Annotated in this window: 17 protein-coding genes and 1 tRNA gene; 9 read left to right on the top strand and 9 right to left on the bottom strand. The window is 63.0% G+C overall.

Annotation, left to right across the window (positions count from 1 at the left end):
* The first annotated feature begins 10 nt into the window (after window positions 1-10).
* Both SB751_RS02110 and SB751_RS02105 read left to right on the top strand, forming a co-directional pair.
* Window positions 11-1,261 carry an aspartate kinase gene (locus tag SB751_RS02110; protein ID WP_092292692.1) on the top strand — a complete coding sequence of 417 codons (1,251 nt, stop codon included), beginning with the start codon at window positions 11-13 and terminating at the stop codon, window positions 1,259-1,261.
* Window positions 1,262-1,399: 138 nt separating this feature from the next.
* Window positions 1,400-1,493, top strand: a tRNA-Ser gene (locus tag SB751_RS02105).
* A gap of 339 nt (window positions 1,494-1,832) precedes the next feature.
* Here SB751_RS02105 and SB751_RS02100 read toward each other — a convergent pair.
* The gene (locus SB751_RS02100; RefSeq protein WP_280527755.1) at window positions 1,833-2,804 is read right to left on the bottom strand and encodes a TerC family protein; all 972 of its coding nucleotides are present in this window, start codon (window positions 2,802-2,804) and stop codon (window positions 1,833-1,835) included.
* Window positions 2,805-2,927: 123 nt separating this feature from the next.
* Window positions 2,928-3,434 carry a universal stress protein gene (locus SB751_RS02095; protein ID WP_144195992.1) on the bottom strand — a complete coding sequence of 169 codons (507 nt, stop codon included), beginning with the start codon at window positions 3,432-3,434 and terminating at the stop codon, window positions 2,928-2,930.
* A 242-nt stretch (window positions 3,435-3,676) separates the two neighbouring features.
* Between SB751_RS02095 and nhaR the strand changes: the two genes are divergently transcribed.
* Complete coding sequence (nhaR, locus tag SB751_RS02090) at window positions 3,677-4,606, top strand: transcriptional activator NhaR (RefSeq protein ID WP_144195990.1); 930 nt, start codon at window positions 3,677-3,679, stop codon at window positions 4,604-4,606.
* A gap of 265 nt (window positions 4,607-4,871) precedes the next feature.
* Here nhaR and SB751_RS02085 read toward each other — a convergent pair whose 3' ends face one another.
* The gene (locus SB751_RS02085) at window positions 4,872-5,531 is read right to left on the bottom strand and encodes a carbonic anhydrase (protein ID WP_144195988.1); all 660 of its coding nucleotides are present in this window, start codon (window positions 5,529-5,531) and stop codon (window positions 4,872-4,874) included.
* 175 nt (window positions 5,532-5,706) lie between these two features.
* Between SB751_RS02085 and SB751_RS02080 the strand changes: the two genes are divergently transcribed.
* On the top strand, window positions 5,707-6,009 hold the full coding sequence (locus SB751_RS02080) for a DUF3144 domain-containing protein (protein ID WP_144195986.1): 303 nt from the start codon (window positions 5,707-5,709) through the stop codon (window positions 6,007-6,009).
* Between the two features lie 320 nt (window positions 6,010-6,329).
* Window positions 6,330-6,707 (top strand): hypothetical protein, encoded by a 378-nt coding sequence (locus tag SB751_RS02075; protein WP_144195984.1) that lies wholly within the window; start codon window positions 6,330-6,332, stop codon window positions 6,705-6,707.
* 97 nt (window positions 6,708-6,804) lie between these two features.
* On the opposite strand, the gene SB751_RS02070 is transcribed toward SB751_RS02075, so the two are convergent.
* Window positions 6,805-7,665 carry a transglutaminase-like domain-containing protein gene (locus SB751_RS02070; RefSeq protein ID WP_144195982.1) on the bottom strand — a complete coding sequence of 287 codons (861 nt, stop codon included), beginning with the start codon at window positions 7,663-7,665 and terminating at the stop codon, window positions 6,805-6,807.
* Window positions 7,666-7,878: 213 nt separating this feature from the next.
* On the opposite strand from SB751_RS02070, the gene SB751_RS02065 reads away from it, so the two are divergent.
* Window positions 7,879-8,388, top strand: coding sequence for a hypothetical protein (locus tag SB751_RS02065; RefSeq protein ID WP_144195980.1), 510 nt, complete (start codon window positions 7,879-7,881; stop codon window positions 8,386-8,388).
* An 80-nt stretch (window positions 8,389-8,468) separates the two neighbouring features.
* Here SB751_RS02065 and SB751_RS02060 read toward each other — a convergent pair whose 3' ends face one another.
* The 4 genes from SB751_RS02060 to SB751_RS02045 form a co-directional block, all read right to left on the bottom strand.
* Window positions 8,469-8,972, bottom strand: a complete 504-nt coding sequence (locus SB751_RS02060; RefSeq protein WP_410747752.1) for a universal stress protein — start codon at window positions 8,970-8,972, stop codon at window positions 8,469-8,471.
* A gap of 99 nt (window positions 8,973-9,071) precedes the next feature.
* A complete protein-coding gene (locus SB751_RS02055; protein ID WP_144196289.1) occupies window positions 9,072-9,512 on the bottom strand; it encodes a universal stress protein in 441 nt (146 codons plus the stop codon).
* 17 nt (window positions 9,513-9,529) lie between these two features.
* Complete coding sequence (locus tag SB751_RS02050) at window positions 9,530-10,060, bottom strand: flavodoxin family protein (RefSeq protein ID WP_144195976.1); 531 nt, start codon at window positions 10,058-10,060, stop codon at window positions 9,530-9,532.
* A gap of 136 nt (window positions 10,061-10,196) precedes the next feature.
* Complete coding sequence (locus SB751_RS02045) at window positions 10,197-11,735, bottom strand: thymidine phosphorylase family protein (protein WP_410747819.1); 1,539 nt, start codon at window positions 11,733-11,735, stop codon at window positions 10,197-10,199.
* 201 nt (window positions 11,736-11,936) lie between these two features.
* On the opposite strand from SB751_RS02045, the gene SB751_RS02040 reads away from it, so the two are divergent.
* The gene (locus SB751_RS02040) at window positions 11,937-12,359 is read left to right on the top strand and encodes an Hsp20/alpha crystallin family protein (protein ID WP_144195972.1); all 423 of its coding nucleotides are present in this window, start codon (window positions 11,937-11,939) and stop codon (window positions 12,357-12,359) included.
* Here SB751_RS02040 and SB751_RS02035 read toward each other — a convergent pair.
* Window positions 12,346-13,365: a zinc-dependent alcohol dehydrogenase family protein gene (locus tag SB751_RS02035; protein ID WP_410747751.1), complete on the bottom strand. Its 1,020-nt coding sequence runs from the start codon at window positions 13,363-13,365 to the stop codon at window positions 12,346-12,348. The two genes, SB751_RS02040 and SB751_RS02035, sit on opposite strands and share 14 nt — an antisense overlap.
* 187 nt (window positions 13,366-13,552) lie before the next feature.
* Here SB751_RS02035 and SB751_RS02030 point away from each other — a divergent pair, with 187 nt between their 5' ends.
* Both SB751_RS02030 and SB751_RS02025 read left to right on the top strand, forming a co-directional pair.
* Complete coding sequence (locus SB751_RS02030) at window positions 13,553-14,380, top strand: universal stress protein (protein WP_144195968.1); 828 nt, start codon at window positions 13,553-13,555, stop codon at window positions 14,378-14,380.
* A gap of 31 nt (window positions 14,381-14,411) precedes the next feature.
* A complete protein-coding gene (locus tag SB751_RS02025; RefSeq protein ID WP_144195966.1) occupies window positions 14,412-15,248 on the top strand; it encodes a universal stress protein in 837 nt (278 codons plus the stop codon).
* Window position 15,249: the final 1 nt, after the last annotated feature.

Genomic DNA, 15,249 nt, shown 5'->3' with positions numbered 1-15,249 from the left:
CGACAAGAAGATGGCTCTCATCGTTCACAAATACGGCGGCACTTCGATGGGTTCCACGGAACGCATCAAGAATGTCGCCAAGCGCGTGGCCAAGTGGCACCGCGCCGGTCACCGCGTTGTCGTGGTGCCTTCGGCCATGTCGGGCGAGACCAATCGCCTGCTCGGCCTTGCCAAGGAAATTTCCGCGCAGCCGGACCCGCGTGAACTGGACATGCTGGCCTCCACCGGCGAGCAGGCCAGCGTGGCCCTGCTGGCCATCGCGCTGCACGGCGAAGGCATCAACGCGGTCAGCTACACGGGCTGGCAGGTGCCGGTGAAGACCGATTCGGCCTACACCAAGGCGCGGATCGAGTCGATCGACGACGAGCGCATCCTGGGTGACCTGGACGCCGGTCGCGTGGTCGTGATTACGGGCTTCCAGGGCATCGACGACAGCGGCAACGTCACCACGCTGGGCCGTGGTGGCTCCGATACCTCGGCCGTGGCCATCGCCGCCGCCATCGAGGCGGACGAGTGCCTGATCTATACCGACGTGGACGGCGTGTACACGACCGATCCGCGCGTGGTCGAGGACGCCCGCCGCCTGGACCAGATCACCTTCGAGGAAATGCTGGAAATGGCCAGCCTGGGTTCGAAGGTGCTGCAGATCCGCTCGGTGGAGTTCGCCGGCAAGTACCGCGTGAAGACGCGCGTGCTCTCGTCGCTGACCGACCCCCTGATGCCGCTCGAGCAGGAAATGCACTCGGGCACGCTGATTACTTTTGAGGAAGAGTCTGACATGGAAGCAGCCGTCATCTCCGGCATCGCCTTTGCCCGTGACGAAGCCAAGATCACCGTTCTGGGCGTGCCGGACAAGCCGGGCATCGCCTACCAGATCCTGGGCCCGATCGCCGACGCCAATATCGACGTCGACATGATCATCCAGAACCAGTCCGTGGACGGCAAGACCGACTTCACGTTCACGGTGCCGCGTGGCGAATACCAGCGCGCGCTGACCATCCTGACCGACAGCGTGAAGGGCCATATTGGCGCCGCCAGCGTGTCCGGCGACCCGAAGGTGTCGAAGGTGTCGGTGGTGGGCGTGGGCATGCGCTCGCACGTGGGCATCGCCAGCAAGATGTTCCGCACGCTCTCGGAAGAGGGCATCAACATCCAGATGATCTCCACGTCGGAAATCAAGATCTCGGTGCTGATCGACGAGAAGTACATGGAGCTGGCCGTGCGCGCGCTCCACAAGGTGTTCGAACTGGATCAGGCGTGATCTGGTGAGTGTTGTGTCTGGTGGGGTAGGTGTCGCGTTTTTTACGCGATTGGTCATGGAAATGTCATTGACCAGTTGATTCGACCCCGCTAGAATACGCGCTTCGTTGTGTGGCCTCCCTCGCACAACGCAAGTTTGGGAGACGTGGCCGAGAGGTCGAAGGCACTCCCCTGCTAAGGGAGCATCCGGGCCAAAACCTGGATCGAGGGTTCGAATCCCTCCGTCTCCGCCAGAAGACAGCCCGGCCCCTGCGGGGGCCGGGTTCTGGTTTCAATAAGGGCTCTTACGCTCTGACCACCGTACCACGCGACGTACCAGACGGCGTCCCATGCATGGAAAGGTGGCTCACATGAAGTCTCGTCGAATCCCCTCGTATTGACACTGACCCCGGATGGCAATTCCCAGCGTCCGCTATACGGTTCGCAAGGAAATGTTGCCGTTCTGGAGCAGGCCCAAGGTCATTTGCGTGAGTCTACGCACGGCCGAACCGGCGCGTCGTCGGCAATCGGCGGCCGCTATGTCAACTATCACGTTTCTCAAGACGCGAAGCCTCCTCAAAACCCGGGGCGGTTCATGTTGCGCGGTGGTGGAATCTGCGGGCGGAAAACTTGAGGCTGAGAAGGACGGAGACCAGGATCACCGAGCCGACGATCGCCAGCGACCACTGCACAGGCATGTGGAACCACGGAGCCGCGAGCATTTTCCCGCCAATGAATACCAGCACCAGCGCCAATCCATATTTGAGAAGATGGAAGCGCTCCGACATATCAGCGAGCAGGAAGTAAAGTGCCCGCAGCCCCATGATGGCGAAGATGTTGGACGTGAAGACAATGAAGGGGTCGGTAGTCACCGCGAAGATGGCCGGGATACTGTCGACGGCGAACACGAGATCGCTTGCTTCGATCATCATCAGTACCAGGAACATCGGCGTCGCCCAACGCACGCCATCAATCCGCACAAAGAACTTCTCGCTGTGGAAATCGGGTGTCACACGCATGTGGCCCCTCAGCCAGCGCAACAACGCATTCTTCTCCAGATCGGGCTGCTTTTCGGCAAAAATGAGCATCTTGATGCCAGTCACGATCAGGAAGGCCCCAAAAATATATAGGACCCAGGCGAACTCGCTTACCAGCCACACGCCTGCCAAGATCATGCCGGCTCGCATCACGATGGCCCCCAGCACGCCGTACAGCAGTACCCGCCGCTGCAATTCCGGTGGTACGGCAAAGTAGCTGAAGATCATCACAAAAATAAACATATTGTCGATCGACAGCGATTGTTCGATCAGGTAACCGGTGATGAACTCCATCGCCTTGCTGTTGGCGATTTCGCGGCTGGCATTGATATCGAGATACCACCAGAGGAGGCCTGCGAAAGTGCAGGCCATCGTGACCCATGCCGCGACCCAAGCGGCGGCTTCCTTGACCGAGACACGGTGCGCCTTGTTCCCGCCGAAAACGAACAGGTCCAGCGCCAGCATCGACAGCACGAAGGCGATAAAGCCAGCCCACATTGCAGCGTTTGCGAAAGAGTCCATTGTCATGACAGTAGCTGAAAGCGATGCGAGTCCGGCTCTCCGATACGCCGGAGAACGGCGGATTGACGATGGTGACGAAGCGGCTGGCCAGACCCGCTCATACGGGCGTTCCGTTCATCGACATAAGAGTCACGCTTGACTTGCGAGAAGCAATGCCAGGCCGGCACCCACTCCTGCCGGAATGCCAATGCGCTCGATCATGCGCGCGGGGGCGCCGCCGATCACCTCGACCGGTACCGGGCAACTCTCCAGCAGCTGGTTGGTAAGCGAGTGCTCCACCGCGCGTACGAACGCGCTTTTGCGTGCGGTGCCGATGAGAACGCGATCGCAATGCAGTTGCCTCGCCATCTCTGCGATGCAACGTGCCTTGTCGCCAATCCGGAAGTGCGCAAGATTCGGGACGCCGGCGGCATCGAGCATACGCCGCGCCTCGGCAAGCTCCTCATCGGCCCGCTCGCGGTGGAAGTCGGCACGCAGCTGGGGAGCGGTGTAGCGATTCACGTAGTGTGAGAAAGGCGGCTGCACGTTCAGCAAATGGATTCGCTGTGCATCCCCCTGGCGGAATTCGGCGATGGCATGCCGCACCGCAAGCAGCGCGCTGGCTGAACCGTCGCAAGGCAAAAGGAGCGTAGCCATGTCGATATCTCCCGAAAGGGATGGGTGATGCACTCGCCCGTGCCGTTGAAAAAAAAGGTACGGTGGCAGGTTCGCGAGTGCGGACCCAATCCAACGACCGCCGAATCCTGGGCACCACTGCAGGTGACATTTGCAATCTAGGATGCGAAACTGCCGGCGAAAAGCAGATTGTTTGGATACCATCATTCGAAAAAATGGGAGGGTTTGCCTGCTCGGCCAGGCTGCGACAAGGGGCGATCCTCATGAACTACAAGCATCTCCACTATTTCTATCAGGTGGCCAAACTTGGGGGCGTGATCCGAGCCAGCGAATGTCTGCACCTGTCGCCGCAGACGATCAGCAGCCAGATCCAGTCCCTCGAAGAGGCGCTCGGCATGCCGCTGTTGGTCAGGAGCGGACGTGGTCTGGCGCTTACCGATACAGGACGCATGGTGTTTGGCTACGCTGAGGCCCTCTTCTCCATTGGCGCGGAACTTGAGGAGGCCGTGCGTGAGTATCCCCACAAAGGCAAGCTGCTCGAATTCCGCGTGGGCGTTGCCGACGCCGTTCCGAAGACGATTGCCTGTCGGCTGATCGAGCCGGCCTCGCAGTTGCCGGAACCCGTTCGCATTATCTGTCGCGAGTGGAAGCTCGACATGCTGCTTGCCGAGTTGGCGCTTCACCGCCTCGACCTCATCATCGCGGATGCACCGATTCCCTCCGCCGTCAGCGTGCGCGCTTTCAACCACCGGCTGGGTGGTTGCGGGATCAGCTTTTTCGCCGCGCCAGCGCTGCGCGAGTTTTGCAACAGGCCCTTCCCGGCGTGCCTCGACGGGGCGCCCATGCTCATGCCCGCCGAGGAGTCCGCGGTTGGCCAGCGCCTGCGACACTGGTTGCAAGCGCGGGCGCTGCGCCCGCAGGTCGTCGGCGAATTTGACGACAGCGCCCTCGCCAAGGAGTTTGGGCGGCGCGGGATGGGCATCTTTATCGGGCTCACTGTCTTGGAGCGGGACATCGAGAAACAATTCGGCGTGCGTGCGCTCGGGGCGGCCCCCGACGTGGCGGAAGAGTTCTTCGCAATCTCGGTAGAACGCCGCATTACGCATCCTTGCGTGACGGCGATTACCGAGGCCGCGCGCAACGAGCTATTTGCACCGGCATCGCGCGAGCGACCGCGCCGAGCCGGAGCCTGAGGCATTTCGCTATCTGGTTCCTGGCGAACAAGCCGCGCGAAACGCACACAAAAGCACGTGGAAGGGTGCGATCGTTCCCCTTGAAATCCTCTGGCCGGCTCCTCCCTTGGGATTGCTCAGTTGCACCCGTACCGTGGTGCGCTGCGTGTTTCGATTTGTTTGTCGCCTGCCGTTAATGCCAAACAGCTCTCGCGCGATAGCCATTGCCGCCGTTGCGGTTCACCGAGAGGATGCGAAAATATGGGCCCACCCGAGGGGGGCGTAGTCATACGTTTCCGTGGCGATGGGAAGTTACCGCGACTGTCGTTGGCGACTCGGCCAACGGCACGAAGCGTCGGGTCGCGCCGTCCAGTGCGTCGATGCTGCCTGCTTCGATGTCGTACACCCAGCCGTGCAGATTCAGTCGTCCCTGTTCGAGCGCTAGTGCCACCGAAGGATGCGTGCGGAGATTCGCAAGTTGCGCGATCACGTTTTCGCGCACGAGCCCGTCGAGCTTGGCGCGAGGCGAGTCGAAATGGTGCGCCGCGTTGATCGCTTTGGCGGCATCTGAATGGCGCAGCCAGCTCGCAACCGCCGGCAGATGGTCAAGGCACGTGCAACGCGAAATGGCGCCCATCGCGCCGCAGTCGGAGTGGCCACAGATCACGATATCCTTCACGCCCAGCACCGCGACCGCATACTCGACGGTGGCCGAGACGCCGCCGGGTTCTGGACCGTACGAAGGCACGATGTTGCCGGCATTGCGAATCACGAACAATTCGCCTGGTTCACGTTGCGTAAGGAGTTCAGGCACCACGCGGCTGTCCGAGCAGGTGACGAACAGCGCCTTGGGATGTTGCGTCGTCGCGAGCTGCTTGAAGAGCTCAACGCGTTGCGGATAGACTTCTCGCTGAAAGCGCAGGAAGCCGTCGATGATGTCACGCATGGCGTTCTCCACGTCCAAATAACAGATGCTGACACAACCCGTTCTATTCGTCGCGCCGAAGGGGGCGCCATTATTAACCGGGATTGGGGGTACTGCCGAAGGGAGGGGGGCGTACCGAGGGTCGAGCCAACCGGAAATATGATTTGAAATAAATATTATCCGTATAAAATCCATAATGTCAAGACGGGGTTATTGTATCCGATCTCTGGTTAAGTCAAAATATACAGAGCGGGCGCACACATTAAATCTCTCGAATGAGCAGCTCGGAACTGTAGAGAGTCAAGGGAAGCTGAGCGCATCCATGATGTACGGTTCCGCACGTTTCAACGCGTGGGGCAGCGCACGCGGCTTCGCCTCAGGTGAAGCGACGGAGATGGCGAAGGAAGAGACCATCAACTATTTTTGTGAGCAATACCGTCTTATGTTTGAGGAAAATATCGATGGCTACATCAAGAATTTCTCCTCGGATTTAAAATAGGCGATGTATTGCTGGATCGCCGCAAGTCAGTGCCCGAGGCGGGCGATAATCAATTGTCGGTCCCGTTATGCAGCCACGGCTGTTGCTGCAGCCTGGTCAGAAGGGGCCCACTCGACGAAGATTCAGTCTCTCTGAACTGACTCGGCTGGCACCTTAGTAAATGAGCTCCGCATTTGCGGAGCTTTTTTGTTGCGGTGGCGTACCTGGAAGCGAGTGGGCTGTTTCGCTGCGGAGAAATAGATCTGCCGAGAGCTAGGGGAAGGAGTACAGTCAATGGCAGTCGCAAAATCCATGACTTTCTCTTTCAAGGCGATTCAAGTATGCACGGCGCCACTCCTCCTTTCAGCTTCCTCTGCACACTAGCGGCCGACGTCGAGCACCTTGCCTACCATGTGGCGGTCAGTTTCCGGGATGGAAACCACCCCACGGGCGTGCAATTCACGAGCTTTGTTGGCACCGGGAGACGTTCCTTTGCGGTGCGAAGCCCCGACAGCGATCTCCAGCCCGCAACCGACCAGACCAGCGAACGGTTATGCCGCATTGCCATTGGCCAGGTCTTGCGCGACCAGCTCTATCACAAGACCGCCGACGGCGACCATGTGCTCGATCTCGACGCGTTGCCATGGGAGGGCGAACTGAAGCCCGTCGGCGCAGGCAATATGGCAAGGCGACCAGCGCGGCGGCACTCGCCGGTCTAAGCCCGGCAAAGCCATCGTGCGTGGTCGGCTCGGAACGATGGCGTCGACAAGCGGAAAGCGTAAATCGGAATGAAAGGCGGCCAGCGCTGATGGCTGGTCACCAGGTCGAAATGGCGTGAGTCGTGGCGAGTGGCATGCCAATGCCGACGGCAGAATCGGTCAGTGCCTCGATTTCGATATAGGGACGTTCCGACTGAACCTTTCCAAATATCGCCGCAAAGGGAACGTCGGCGGCATCCCGGCCGGTGCCAATGCGCAGCAGGCCAGTCGGAATCGACACACCCGAGGGATCAAGCAGGTACCAGCCTCCCGACAGGTACACCTCTACCACCGCGTGGAAATCCGGCGGCCCCATTGCCGGATCCGCGCCGTAGTCCAGGCTGCTGGAAATACGGGCCGGAATACTCAGCGCGCGGCAGATGGCGATCATCAGGTGCGCGAAATCCCGGCACACTCCTGTTCGCTCCACGATCGTATCGATCGCAGACGTTCGCTCGTTGGTTGAGTGCGAGAGAAAGCGGATGTGGTTGCGCACCCATTCCCTGATCGCATACACGCGCGGGTAGCCAGGGCGCATGCCACCAAACTCGCGCATCGCGAATTCCATCAGGCGGTCAGATTCGCAATAGCGGCTCGGCGTCAGAAAGGGAAGTACCTCAAAGGGCAGTTCGGCGACTGGGACCTGCCTGATCGATTCGCCATCGTCGAGCCGATGGTCGATCTCCACCACAGTCTCATACCGGATGGCCAGGTGGCCCTTGTTCGCCCGAATCCGCAGCAGGCGGTTGTGCAGGACCGGATCCGTGTAGCGCGTGGCGGGTGTCTCCGGCGTGATCGCAAGGTGCTCGGAGACGATCGATTGCCGCCCTGTTCTCGCCGCTTCGATACGCAACAGAAAGTCCGCTGTGGGATCCAGGATCTCATAGGACAGGTTCACCAGGTACCGGATGCGATTCATCGTAGACCTTGCGCCGATGCGGAGGGGGGCTTCCGCCCCGGATCGGGACGGCAATTGGAGTGTACCGCTACGGGGCGGCCTCTGTATTGTAAGGACGCTCGCATTTCTTGGGCCAGGACCCCTAATCTTATTAGATGACGTGCCTAAGCAAGGTTCCGCTCTCCGGCCGCCGATAGCCCAACACCAACGCGGAACACCCTTCGGAGGCGAGTCATGCGCACGCTCCTGTATTTCATCCTCAATGATGTTGCCACTGCAAGGCTGGCGCAGACCCGGTTGCACGAACTCGTGGCTGGCCATCGGGAGGCGAATGGCCCGTGGTTTCTATGTCGAGACAAGCAGCCTGTCGAAAACCTCCCTGGAACCGAAGCTGGCCAAATTACCTACCGCGATGAAACGGCAATAGTAGGGTTTGTGGCCGGCGTCATTGCCGGTGTCGCCGTGACCCTTGCCTACGGCACATCATTTGGTCCGGCCGAAAGCAGTATCGCAGTGCTCGGGGTTGCCATGCTCGGCGGCATGCTGGGCTGGGTGCTCGGGGCGAGGCTCGGCGGGAAGTTCCTGCGCGTCGGATTGACAGAACGAAAACTCTCACTGGCGCCGGGGCAACTCGTGATGGTGGCAAGTTGCGACGCGCGCTCTTGCGCGCCGATGCGCAGCGTCGTCAAGGACCTCGGCGGCGTTTGCCTGGCCGGGACGGCGCGCCGCGGCTGGCACCTTTGATCTTGCGGCAACGACGTGTCCGGCGCGCGCGCGGGGTCGCAGACACATCGACCACGCGATCGTAGTAGGCCAAGTTGCGGCTAGGTTGCGGCTTCCGTGACCTCCGGGGCAGGGCCGGAGACGTCGCCTTCCGGCCGAATCGGTTCGCGCACAAGCAGCACGGGCACGGAACACTCGCGTGCCAGGCTTTCTGCCACGCTGCCAACAAGCAGGCGCCGAATCCCACGACGTCCGTGGGTGCCGACGACGATGATCTGCGCGCCGCACGTGGCAGCGATCTTGCGCACCTCGTTGGCGATATCCCCCAGCACGGACATCTCGTCGACGAGCGTCGTGGTGTACGGCACACCGGCCGCCTTGGCGATGGCCGCCGCCCGGGACAAGAGCGTGTTCCCGGCCGCCGCGAGCTGTGGCCGCCGGGTGCTGAGCTCCCCTTGGCCGAGTTCGTGCTGCAGGAAGCCGTAGTCGATCACATGCGTGATCTCCAGTTCGGCCTTGCAGGACGCCGCCAGGTGAATGGCCTCCGCCAGCGCCGCGCGGGCGCAATGGCTGTCGTCAATGGCGACCAGGATTCTGTGATACATGGTGAAGCTCCTCTCGGGCCGTAGCGCCCTGGTGGAATAAGACTTCGGCGTCGAAGCGTCCAGGCGCCAACGGCCCCGGTCCGTCTGAGGCCCGGGGGGTCAGGCTGCGCTTGCCGGGGCCTTTACGAGCACGACCGGGCAGGGCGCACGGGCGATGACCCGCCCCGCCACAGACCCGATGATGGCGTCCAGGAAAGCGCCACGGCCATGCGTGCCCATGACGATGGCGACGGCGTTGACTTCCTTGGCCACGGCCACGATGCGCTCGGGGGCGAAACCTATCAGTGCATGGGTCTCCACTGGAACGGCGCCCGCGCGAAGAATATCCTGCGCGGACTGCATCGCACGCTTGCTTTCGTCGGTATGCCAGGCCGCGATGTCCTCGCGGCTGACAAATTGCTTGACCTCGCCCGACAGGTCGGGTGTGCAATGCACCAGATGGACGGTCACGTCATCCCTGAAGAGGTGCTTCTCGACGATACTCCGCGCGGCGGCATCGGCGTAGGCCGAACCATCTGTAGCGAGAACGATATTGCTCATGTTGGTCTCCATGGACGTCATGCCTCGTTTGGCGATAGCCAGGCTTGTCGGGGGCCGCTGTCAGTTTCCGTCTCGCCCTGGAGCAGGCTCTTGGAAAATGCCGAAAGATCCTGGAAGGCCTCGCCGCTGGCGATATCGCGCTGCAACAGCACCAGCGTTGGGCGGGGCGGCTTGTCGCAGGTCAGCGCGATCTCCGCGGCCGCATCGAAACCACCCCGTGCCGCCATCACGCACACGGCGGCAAGCCTTGCGGAGAATGGCATCTGATCGTGGAGAAAGCTCCGCATCGGGGCGGCCAGATGGCCAATCCACACGGGCGCCAGCACCACCGCCGACCGACAGTTGGCCAGTGGCGGACCGTTGTACCGGTAAGCCGGACGCCGGCGGAACAGGTTGTCCACCACGCAACGCAGATCGCCGATCAGCCCTGCACGGCTTTGCACGTCCTGGATCTCGGCCAACGGCCAACCGGTCTGGGCGGCGAGCGCTTCGGCAACCTGCCGCGTAGTCCCGGTGCGAGAGTAGTAGACGATGACGTTATCAGGCATGACATTCCCCTTTCTCCGGCTTGCTGAACCGATGACGGGGAGCTTCGTCACAGGGCAGCACCTCGCCAGTGCATGATCAGTCTAGAAGCTGCTTCGGCGGCACCCTTGACTTGTGTCAACAGCGCACATCCGGTTTTCAGCGAGGTTCGCCAATCCGGATCGCCGGGTGGCTTGTGGCGTACGCGGCGGCGTAGGCGAGCTCTCCCGAGGCCTGGGCGTGCAGCGTGTAGAGCGTGTCACCACGTCTAACCGCGTCACCGAGGCGTACGTTCATGTCGATCCCGGCCACCTGCCGTTCCGGCGCGCCGGCAAGGCGGGCGGTGCGGGCAAGAAGCCGACAGTCGATCTCCGTCACGATGCCGTCGTTTGGCGAAGTCATGTCCTGCCGGAATACTGCTTCCCCAGGCGCGCGCAAGCCCCCCTGTGCCTCACAGATGGCTTCGAATTTTCGCCAGGCGGCGCCGCTGTCCAACGCGCGGACGGCCAGCGCCGGGCCGGCACCTTCGGGGCAGCTCTCGCAGAACTCAAGCAGCAGCCCCGCAAGCATCACACTGCGTGCGCGCAGGTCCTGCGGTGCGCCGGGCTTGCATTGCAGGACTTCGAGGACGTCGCGGGCTTCCAGCGCCGGCCCGATGCCACGGCCCACGGGCTGGGTGCCGTCGGTGCGGACAACCAGGACGCGGATGCCGCATGCCGCAGCGACGTGCGTCATCAGCTTGCGCAACCGGTTCAGATCCGCTTCCTGCCGGATCTTGGCCGAGGGCCCTACCGGAACATCGATCAGCACGTGCGTCGCGCCTGCGGCAATCTTCTTTGACAGGATGGATGCCACCATTTGTGCGTCGCTATCCAGTTCCAGCGCGCGGGCTACCTGGATCAGTACGTCGTCGGCGGGGCTGAGCGACAGAGCGCCGCCCCAAACGAGGGAGGCGCCGGTTGCCGCCACGACTTCGCGTACGCGGCCGGCGCTCAGCGCCACAGGGGTGAGTACCTCCATCATGTCCGCCGTGCCGGCGGGAGAGGTAATCGCGCGGGAGGACGTCTTCGGAATCATCAGGCCGGACGCGGCGGCAATGGCGACCACGATCGGGGTTGTCCGGTTGCCGGGCAGGCCGCCTACGCAGTGCTTGTCGGCGATGATCGCCCTGTCCCAACGCAGCGTCTCGCCGGTTTCCACCATGGCCCGGGTCAGATCGACCGTCTCGCGCAGATTCATCTTGCCGTGGACGCAGGCAGTGAGGAACGCGGCGATATGCACGTCGGCGTAGCCGCCAGCCGCAACGTCATGCATGATCGCGCAGAGTTGGGCACGATCCAGGTGGTGGCCATAGGCCTTTGCCCGCACCCCGCGCAACGAATCCAGCGTCGGCCCATGAGACACGCGAACGATGTCGCCTTCTCGCGCTTGCAGGATGTTGCAGGCGCCCGTCGATAACGACACCTGCAGGGGACTGAGCAATGCCGAACCCACCAGGTTCAGCGTGGCGACCAGACTACGCGTGCCTATGGTGACCGTGACGCGTGTCTGTGCCGTGAAGCCTTCGGCATGACACACGGCGCAATCGCGGTGGAGATACACGACATGCTCTCGCCACGTATCGATGCCAAGCGGCTTGAATAGCACGTCATGGCTTGATTCCACCGGCGCGGCGGATTCACTGACCGCTTCGCTCATGGTCAGGACGCCCACGTCGCGACGCCGGCATCCGCGAGCAGGATAGCGGGGACGGGGGCAAGCGATATCTCATGGGGTTTCATGACTCCAATATAGAAATGCACGGTGGCGCAGGCTTGATCTGGCGCAATGGCAAAGCCGTCGTCTTTGCCAGTATGAAGTCGCTCGTGTCACTGCGAGCTATCCATCAAGGAGATCTTCATGAGCAATATCCGTTTGTACGACCCGTTTGCAATGGAACCCATCGGCGACATGTTCCATGGCATGTTTCGCGCACTGCGGGGCGGCCCCGACACTGGCCTCGCATTCAAGGTCGATGTCACCGAGTCGGACAAGGACTACACCGTGGTGGCCGAGATCCCGGGCGCCAAGAAGGAAGACATTCAGGTATCCGTCGAGCGTGGCACGGTCATGATCTCCGCCAAGATCGAGAAGGCCAGCGAGGAGAAGGACGGCGAGCGGGTGATCCGGCGTGAACGCTACAGTGGATCGATGCAGCGGGCTTTCACGCTCGACACGAACATCGACGAGAGCAAGGTCGATGCGAGCTACCAGGACGGCGTGCTGCGCCTCGTGCTGCCGAAGCGGGAGGCCACGCCACAGAAGTCCATCACCATCCGCTGAGTGTCGACCCGATGTTCAGCACGGCCGCGCCGGTGAGCCGCCCGCTACGCAGGTCGGAGAGGGCGTCTTCCGCGCGTGCGAGCGGGTAGGACGTGGTGTGGGTGCGCAGCGGCGTGTTGGCGGCGACGCGCATCAGCTCGTGGCCGTCCTCGCGGGTCAGGTTGGCGACCGAGACGATCCGTCGTTCCTCCCACAACAGCCGATAGGGGAAGGTGGGAATGTCGGACATGTGAATGCCGCCGCACACCACCGTGCCACCCTTGCGCACGGCACGGAGTGCGGTGGGCACCAGGGCGCCGACAGGCGCGAAGATCTGCGCGGCATCGAGCGCTACGGGCGCTGCGTCCGTGCTCGATCCGACCCAGCTCGCGCCGACTTCCAGTGCCAGGCGCTTCGCTGCCTCGTCGTCGGGCCGGGTGAAGGCGTAGATCTGCTGGCCCCGGGCGGCGGCAATCTGCGTGACGATATGTGCTGCGGCGCCGAAGCCATAGATGCCAATCCGTCTGGCTGCTTCCCCGGCCATGCGCAGCGTCCGGAAGCCGATCAGACCGGCGCAGAGCAACGGCGCCGCATGCTCGTCGTCGTATCCGGCCGGGATCGGAAAGCAGTACCGGCTGTCGGCGATCACGTACTCGGCGTAGCCACCGTCGCGCGTATAGCCGTGGAACAGGGGCTTGTCACAGAGGTTTTCAAGGCCGGCGAGGCAGTAGGGACACTGGCCACAGGTATGCGCCAGCCACGGTACGCCGACCCGGTCGCCAGGGGCGAGGCCGGTGACGCCGGCGCCACACACATCGACCCTGCCGACGATTTCGTGCCCCGGTATCAGCGCCGGCTTTGGGTGCGGCAACTCGCCATCGACGACATGAAGGTCAGTACGGCAAATGCCGCATCTGGACACCGCAATCCGCACCTCGGCCGGTCCAGGCATCGGAACCGGCACAAGCGCCGCGCGCAGGTGCGCGCTGCCGCCATCGAAGATCATCGCGCGCATCGTGTCATGCATGGCCCACCTCCCGCACGTCGTCAGCCGGGCGCATCGTGCTTCCGCCCATTCACAAGACTAGATGGCCCTGAGACATAAGGGGGAGAGACGGGAGACCCGGGGGCTTGACTTGGCGCAACCCGGCGTAGCGGCCAATGGCTACATTCCAGTGGCGACGAGCTTCCACTCGGCTGATTAAGGGAATGCCATGGACTACAAGACCGTCCTCGTGGATCTGGGGGATGACATTGCGCGTGAAGTGCGCCTGGAGGCGGCGGCCTTGCTGGCGTCGGCGTCTTCGGGGCATGTCGTTGGGCTCACCGCGCTGGGGATGCAGATCGAGCCGTACCGCAGCGCGGGGCAGCAGGCCGGGCTTTACGAGGCGCTGTATGAAAACGGCCGGGAACGCGCCGTGCGCGCGGACGCCACGGCGATGAATGCGGTCATGAGCCGCGTGGCGCCGCAGGTGCAGACTTCCCAGGTCATCCTGGAGCAGGAGGCCGGATCGGCCCTCGCCTTGCAGGGTCACTTCGCCGATATCGTGCTGCCGGCACCGCCGTCCGCGTTTGAGACGGCGCCGGTGCCGATGGCGAAGGCCGCCGAGTACGCGTTACTCCACGCGGGACGGCCGATACTGCTGGTACCGCCCGGCGGCGCGCGGTTCCGCCTGGGTGGGCACGTCCTGATCGCCTGGGACGGCCGCCGGGAGGCCACGCGCGCGGTGGCGGATGCATTGCCGCTGCTGGCCGAGGCCACACGCGTGACCATCGTCGTGATTGTCAAGGCGGGCAGGCCCGACGAGGCGAACGTTGCCGGCATGGCGCATTGGCTGTCCACGCACGGCATCTCGGCCACGGTACGGGTGGAAGAAGGCGAGCATCCCGCAGACAGCCTGTTGCGGATTGCGAATGCCGATGCCACCAGCCTGTTGGTGGCGGGCGGCTACGGGCACTCGCGATTGGGTGAACTGGTCATGGGCGGCACGACGCACGCCCTGATGCGCCACAGCACCATCCCGCTCCTTCTCTCGCACTAGTCGCATTAGCTCGTCATCTTCGGAGCCTGTCATGACCTATCACAGCATCTTCGTCCACCTGGACACCAGCAACCGGGCGCTGATCCGGCTCGATGTGGCGGTGCGGCTGGCGGTGGCGCACCAATGCCGTCTGGTGGGGCTCTTTGTGGGCTTTGCACCAGATCCTCGCTGGTTCTACCTGATGGACAACGCGGCGCAGTACCTGGAGGCGGACCGGGCCCGGCGCAACGAAGCGCGTGAGCAGGTCCGCGCCAAATTCGAGGCTGCGGTAAAGCACTTGTCGATCGACGTCGAATGGCGCGCCACGGAGGGAGAGCCCGTGACCATGGCGCTCAGGGAAGTCCGCGAGGCCGGACTGGTCGTGGCTGGCCAGTACGATGCCAACGATCCCGATAGCTACGTCGCCCCGCAGTTTCTCGAATCCCTGGTGCTGGAGTCGGGGCGGCCGATCCTTGTCATCCCCTGCGCGGGCACTTTCGGGGCGCTTGGTCCCCGCACCATGGTCGCGTGGGACGGCGGGCGCGAAGCGGCGCGCGCTTTGCACGATGCGATTCCCCTGCTGGCGGGTGGCCAGGTATGCGTGCTCCACGCGAACTCGGCAACCATGGCGCTGCGTACCGATGCTTCGCCGGTGGCGGCAGCGGTGCGCCTGCTCGAAGGGCAAGGCGCGGAGGTGGTCGTCGAGCACGCTCCCGGCGGAACGGATCTGGCGATCGGCGAGTTGATCCTGTCACGCGCCGCCAACTTCGACGCCAGCCTCGTGGTCATGGGTGCATACGGACATGGGCGCTTCCGGGAGCTGGTGCTCGGCGGCGTGACGCGGACGTTGCTCGCCTCGATGACCGTTCCGGTACTGATGACCCACTAGC

Source organism: Cupriavidus sp. SIMBA_020, assembly GCF_046535395.1.
Lineage (GTDB): Bacteria > Pseudomonadota > Gammaproteobacteria > Burkholderiales > Burkholderiaceae > Cupriavidus > Cupriavidus campinensis.
Note: the sequence above shows the minus strand (reverse complement) of the source record. Positions and strands in the feature narration are given on the sequence as shown.

What these genes read in the sequence shown, in the direction of transcription:
- SB751_RS02035 (WP_410747751.1), bottom strand. Translation starts at nt 13,365, where the DNA reads ATGCATGACACGATGCGCGCGATGATCTTCGATGGCGGCAGCGCGCAC.
- SB751_RS02065 (WP_144195980.1), top strand. Translation starts at nt 7,879, where the DNA reads ATGCGCACGCTCCTGTATTTCATCCTCAATGATGTTGCCACTGCAAGG.
- SB751_RS02040 (WP_144195972.1), top strand. Translation starts at nt 11,937, where the DNA reads ATGAGCAATATCCGTTTGTACGACCCGTTTGCAATGGAACCCATCGGC.
- SB751_RS02085 (WP_144195988.1), bottom strand. Translation starts at nt 5,531, where the DNA reads ATGCGTGACATCATCGACGGCTTCCTGCGCTTTCAGCGAGAAGTCTAT.
- SB751_RS02080 (WP_144195986.1), top strand. Translation starts at nt 5,707, where the DNA reads ATGTCAAGACGGGGTTATTGTATCCGATCTCTGGTTAAGTCAAAATAT.
- SB751_RS02055 (WP_144196289.1), bottom strand. Translation starts at nt 9,512, where the DNA reads ATGAGCAATATCGTTCTCGCTACAGATGGTTCGGCCTACGCCGATGCC.
- SB751_RS02060 (WP_410747752.1), bottom strand. Translation starts at nt 8,972, where the DNA reads ATGTATCACAGAATCCTGGTCGCCATTGACGACAGCCATTGCGCCCGC.
- SB751_RS02110 (WP_092292692.1), top strand. Translation starts at nt 11, where the DNA reads ATGGCTCTCATCGTTCACAAATACGGCGGCACTTCGATGGGTTCCACG.
- SB751_RS02030 (WP_144195968.1), top strand. Translation starts at nt 13,553, where the DNA reads ATGGACTACAAGACCGTCCTCGTGGATCTGGGGGATGACATTGCGCGT.
- SB751_RS02070 (WP_144195982.1), bottom strand. Translation starts at nt 7,665, where the DNA reads ATGAATCGCATCCGGTACCTGGTGAACCTGTCCTATGAGATCCTGGAT.
- SB751_RS02045 (WP_410747819.1), bottom strand. Translation starts at nt 11,735, where the DNA reads ATGAGCGAAGCGGTCAGTGAATCCGCCGCGCCGGTGGAATCAAGCCAT.
- SB751_RS02100 (WP_280527755.1), bottom strand. Translation starts at nt 2,804, where the DNA reads ATGACAATGGACTCTTTCGCAAACGCTGCAATGTGGGCTGGCTTTATC.
- SB751_RS02025 (WP_144195966.1), top strand. Translation starts at nt 14,412, where the DNA reads ATGACCTATCACAGCATCTTCGTCCACCTGGACACCAGCAACCGGGCG.
- SB751_RS02095 (WP_144195992.1), bottom strand. Translation starts at nt 3,434, where the DNA reads ATGGCTACGCTCCTTTTGCCTTGCGACGGTTCAGCCAGCGCGCTGCTT.
- nhaR (WP_144195990.1), top strand. Translation starts at nt 3,677, where the DNA reads ATGAACTACAAGCATCTCCACTATTTCTATCAGGTGGCCAAACTTGGG.
- SB751_RS02075 (WP_144195984.1), top strand. Translation starts at nt 6,330, where the DNA reads ATGCACGGCGCCACTCCTCCTTTCAGCTTCCTCTGCACACTAGCGGCC.
- SB751_RS02050 (WP_144195976.1), bottom strand. Translation starts at nt 10,060, where the DNA reads ATGCCTGATAACGTCATCGTCTACTACTCTCGCACCGGGACTACGCGG.